Source organism: Halomonas sp. (genome assembly GCF_041689495.1).
GTDB lineage: Bacteria > Pseudomonadota > Gammaproteobacteria > Pseudomonadales > Halomonadaceae > Halomonas.
On the sequence record NZ_JBDNGD010000106.1, the window covers coordinates 1 to 4,741 of the forward strand.

4 protein-coding genes are annotated in these 4,741 nt (G+C 65.7%); all 4 read left to right on the plus strand.

Annotated features, from left to right (window positions below):
• Positions 1–2,158: phosphoribosylformylglycinamidine synthase (purL, locus tag ACESMD_RS03355; RefSeq protein ID WP_372610317.1), on the plus strand; the 2,158-nt coding region annotated here is incomplete at its 5' end.
• An 87-nt stretch (positions 2,159–2,245) separates the two neighbouring features.
• A complete protein-coding gene (locus tag ACESMD_RS03360) occupies positions 2,246–3,175 on the plus strand; it encodes a ScpA family protein (protein ID WP_372610319.1) in 930 nt (309 codons plus the stop codon).
• Positions 3,172–4,044 carry an SMC-Scp complex subunit ScpB gene (gene scpB / locus ACESMD_RS03365; protein ID WP_372610321.1) on the plus strand — a complete coding sequence of 291 codons (873 nt, stop codon included), beginning with the start codon at positions 3,172–3,174 and terminating at the stop codon, positions 4,042–4,044. Before ACESMD_RS03360 ends, scpB begins: the two co-directional genes overlap by 4 nt.
• A partial coding sequence (gene rluB, locus ACESMD_RS03370) for a 23S rRNA pseudouridine(2605) synthase RluB (RefSeq protein WP_372610323.1) occupies positions 4,041–4,741 on the plus strand: 701 nt, incomplete at its 3' end. The genes scpB and rluB, both read left to right, overlap by 4 nt.

The following is a 4,741-nucleotide window of genomic DNA, read 5'->3' on the forward strand; positions in this document are numbered from 1 at the left end:
CGATGGCCACTTCGACAGCAAGCCCGTCGACCTGCCGATGAGTCTGCTGTTCGGCAAGACGCCCAGGATGCAACGGGAATTCCAGCGCCAGTCCCGTGAACTCTCCGGGGTGATGCTCGACAATCTGGACCTGCGCGAGGCCATGGAGCGGGTGCTGCGCTTGCCCACTGTGGCCGCCAAGGGCTTTCTGATCACCATCGGTGATCGCTCCATCACCGGGATGGTGGCCCGTGACCAGATGGTCGGTCCCTGGCAGGTGCCGGTGGCCGATGTGGCCGTGACCACCGCCAGTTTCAATACCCATGCCGGTGAGGCCATGGCCCTGGGCGAACGCCCGCCGGTGGCATTGATCGACCCGGCGGCCAGTGCCCGCCTGGCGGTGGCCGAGGCGATCACCAACCTGGCCGCCGCGCCCATCGAGAAGCTCGGCGACATCAAGCTCTCGGCCAACTGGATGAGTGCCGCCGACTATCCCGGCGAGAATCAGGCCCTTTATGACGCCGTTCACGCCGTGGGCATGGAGCTCTGCCCCGCCCTGGGCATCGCCATCCCGGTCGGCAAGGACTCCATGTCCATGCGCACCGCCTGGCGGGCAGAGGACGGCACTGGAGAAGGGCAGGGCGAGCCTGAGGAGAAGAGCGTCACCTCGCCGTTGTCGCTGGTGGTCACGGGTTTTGCCCCGGTCACCGATGCCTTGAGGACCCTGACTCCGCAGATCAATATGGAGCAGGATGAATCCGACCTGATCCTGATCGACCTGGGCGGCGGCCGGAATCGCCTGGGTGGCTCTGCCCTGGCTCAGGTCTATGGTCAGGCGGGTGATGAATGCCCCGATCTGGATGACCCCGAGGACCTCAAGGCCTTCTTCGCGGTGATCCAGGGCCTCAACCGGGACGGCAAGCTGTTGGCCTATCATGACCGCAGCGATGGCGGCCTGCTGGTGACCCTGCTGGAGATGGCCTTTGCCGCTCACGCCGGCCTGGAAATCAAACTCGACTGGTTGACCGACGAGACTGGTCAGGCTGTCGATGCGCTCTTCGCCGAGGAGCTCGGCGCGGTGATCCAGGTCAACCGCCAGCACACCGAGGAAGTGTTTGCACAGTTCGCCGCCGCCGGCATTGAGACCTGCGGCGTCATCGCCCGTCCGCGCTATGACGACCAGGTGCGGGTCACGCTCTTCGAGGAGCCGCTGCTCGAGACGACTCGACTGCTCACCCAGCGTACCTGGAGCGAGACCAGCTACCGGATGCAGGCCCTGCGCGATAATGCCGACTGCGCCAAAAGCGAGTTCGACGGCCTGCTTGATAATCGCGACCCGGGCCTCTCGGCCACGCCGAGCTTCGAGGTGGACGAAGACATCGCCGCCCCCTATCTGAATACGACCCGCCCGGCCGTGGCGGTGCTGCGCGAGCAGGGCGTCAACGGCCAGGTGGAGATGGCCTGGGCCTTCGACCAGGCCGGCTTCGAGGCCGTCGACGTGCACATGAGCGATATCATCGAGGGGCGGGTGAGCCTCGAGGCGTTCAAGGGGATGGTGGCCTGCGGCGGTTTCTCCTACGGTGACGTCCTGGGCGCCGGCGGTGGCTGGGCCAAGTCAGTACTGTTCAACCCGCGTGCCCGGGAGCAGTTTGCGGCCTTCTTCCAGCGCGACGACAGCTTAGCGCTGGGCGTTTGCAACGGTTGCCAGATGCTCGCCCAGCTGCGCGAGCTGATCCCCGGCGCCGAGGCTTGGCCACGCTTCGTGCGCAACGAGTCCGAGCAGTTCGAGGCCCGGGTGGCCATGGTGCAGGTGGAAAAGAGTCCGTCGATCCTGCTGGCCGGCATGGAAGGCTCGCGCTTGCCCATCGCCGTGGCCCATGGCGAGGGCCGTGCCGAGTTCCGCGACAGCGCTCACCTGCGCAGGATGCAGGGAAGTGGCCAGATCGCGCTGCGCTATATCGATAACCATGGCCAGGTCACCACCCGCTACCCGGCCAATCCCAATGGCTCCCCCTCCGGCATCACCGGCCTGACCACGCCGGACGGCCGGGTGACCGTCATGATGCCCCACCCGGAACGGGTCGCCCGTGCGGCCACCAACTCCTGGCGCCCTGCGGAATGGACCCGGGACGGGGCCTGGATGCGGTTGTTCCGCAATGCGCGGGTCTGGCTGGGGTGATGAGTCCGTCACGGCATGACCGGAGGATCGCCGCAAGGTAGACTGTGGGATTGATCCTTCGCCATGCAACTCCGAGGTCCGCCCCGCATGAGCGAGACGCCCCAGACAGAAGCCCCCGTGGCACCCGAGAGCGAGGCATCGTCGGCGGCCGTTGAGGCCCTGGGCCGCCTGTTCGACGAGCCGATCACCCGACTCCCGGAAGACCTCTATATTCCGCCGGGGGCGCTGCGTGTCTTCCTCGAGGCCTTCGAGGGGCCGCTGGATCTGCTGCTCTACCTGATCCGCAGGCAGAACCTGGATATCCTGGCCATCGATGTCGCCGCCATCACCCACCAGTACATCGAGTACGTGGAGCTGATGAAGGCCATGGAGATCGAGCTGGCCGGTGAGTACCTGCTGATGGCGGCTATGCTGGCCGAGATCAAGTCGCGTACCCTGCTGCCGCGCCCTCCAAGGGAGAGGGATGACGCGGACGAGGAGGATCCGCGGGCCGAGTTGATCCGTCGCCTGCAGGAATATGAGCAGCTCAAGACCGCCGCCGAGGGGCTGGCCGAACTGCCACGGCTGGGTCGTGACTGGTTCCCGGCCAGGGCGCTCTTGCCGCCGCTGGAGTCCCGAGTGATTCACCCGGATGTGGAGCTGGATGAGCTTCTGGGGGCCCTGGCGGGAATCCTCAAGCGTGCCGAACTCAATCAGGTCCACCACATCAGTCGCGAGGCACTCTCGACTCGTGAGCGGATGCTTAAGATCATGGAGGCGTTGAACCATGGGCACTTTACCCCCTTCGAGTCGCTGTTCACCCTGGAGGAGGGCAGGTCGGGTGTCGTCGTCACTTTCATGGCGATCCTCGAACTGGCCAAGGAATCGATGATCGAGATCGTGCAGAATGTCCCGCTTTCGCCGATCCATGTGCGTGTCCGGGCCTCGGTGGAGGCGGTCGAGGCTGATGACGTCGACCGAGATCCCGAGATCGCTGGCGAGAGCCCCTTTGGCGACGATGAGCAGGGGGCGCCATGACGTCCATGGAATTTCCCGATGCCCTGGAAGAGATCCTCGAGGCCGCGCTGCTCGCCGCGGGGGAGCCATTGGGGCTGGAGCGTCTGGAAGCCCTCTTCGATGACCATGAACGCCCTCCTCGGCGAGCGCTGAACGAGGCCCTGGAGCGGCTGGGCATCCGCCATGAGCGGGGGGCCATGGAACTCATCGAGACGGCCTCGGGCTACCAGTTGCGCATTCGTCCGAGGCTCTCGGGCTGGGTGTCGCGGCTGTGGGACGAACGTCCCCAGCGCTATTCCCGGGCGCTGCTCGAGACCCTGGCATTGATCGCCTACCGCCAGCCGGTCACGCGAGGCGACATCGAAGAGGTGCGAGGCGTCGCGGTGAGCGGCTCGATCATGCGCACTCTGCTTGAGCGTGGCTGGATCCGTGTGGTGGGCCATCGCGATGTGCCGGGCCGCCCAGGCGTCTATGCCACCACCCGATGCTTCCTCGATGACTTCGGCCTGAAGGCCCTCGATGAACTGCCGCCGATGCACGAGCTGAAGACGTTCGAGGAGGCGCGCTACGAGCGGGTGGAGGATGAGCCGCCTCCGCCCTTGCAGACGGCGCTGCTGGCACAGGCCGATGTGCCACTCGACGAGGGCGAGCGTTACAAGACGAGCGATGAGACGAACAGCGATGGACGCGAGGGCGACGATTTGGCGTTCCCGACCATCGAAACGACGGCCGGGACGGCCGACGACGACCACGCCGGGACGGCGTCAGCGCGGACCGGGTTGAGCTTCGCCGATCTCGAGGCTCGCCTGTCCGAACGTGCCCGGGGCCGTATGGACGATGACGGTGACCCGGGGGCGGAATCCACACCCAGTGAGACAGACGACCGATGAGCGACACGACAGAAAAACTGCAGAAGGTGCTGGCCCGCGCGGGCCTGGGGTCACGCCGTGAGATGGAGACCGTCATCGCCCAGGGTCGGATCAAGGTCAACGGCACGGTGGCTACCCTCGGTGATCGTATCGAGATGCGCGACAGGGTCAGTGTCGATGACCGTCCGGTCACCCTGCGGGCCGCCGAGGAGGTGCCCCGCCGGGTGATCATGTACAACAAGCCCGAGGGTGAGTTGTGTACCCGGAAGGACCCGGAGGGACGCCGCACCGTCTTCGACCGACTGCCGCGACTCAAGGGCGAGCGCTGGATCGCCATCGGTCGCCTGGACATCAATACCAGTGGCCTGCTGCTGTTCACCACCGATGGTGAACTGGCCAACAAACTGATGCATCCCTCCACTCAGGTCGAGCGAGAATACGCCGTGCGCGTCATGGGAGAGGTGGGCAAGGAGCATGTGGTCGCCATGGTCGAGGGCGTGATGCTCGAGGATGGGCCGGCCCGTTTCACCGATGTTCAGGAATTCGGTGGCGAGGGCATCAACACCTGGTTCCATGTGGTGCTCATGGAGGGTCGTAACCGTGAGGTGCGCCGGCTCTGGGAATCCCAGGGGCTCACTGTCAGCCGCCTCAAGCGGGTGCGCTATGGCAACATCTTCCTCGACAAGCGGGCGAAGGCCGGTGAATGGACCGAGCTGAC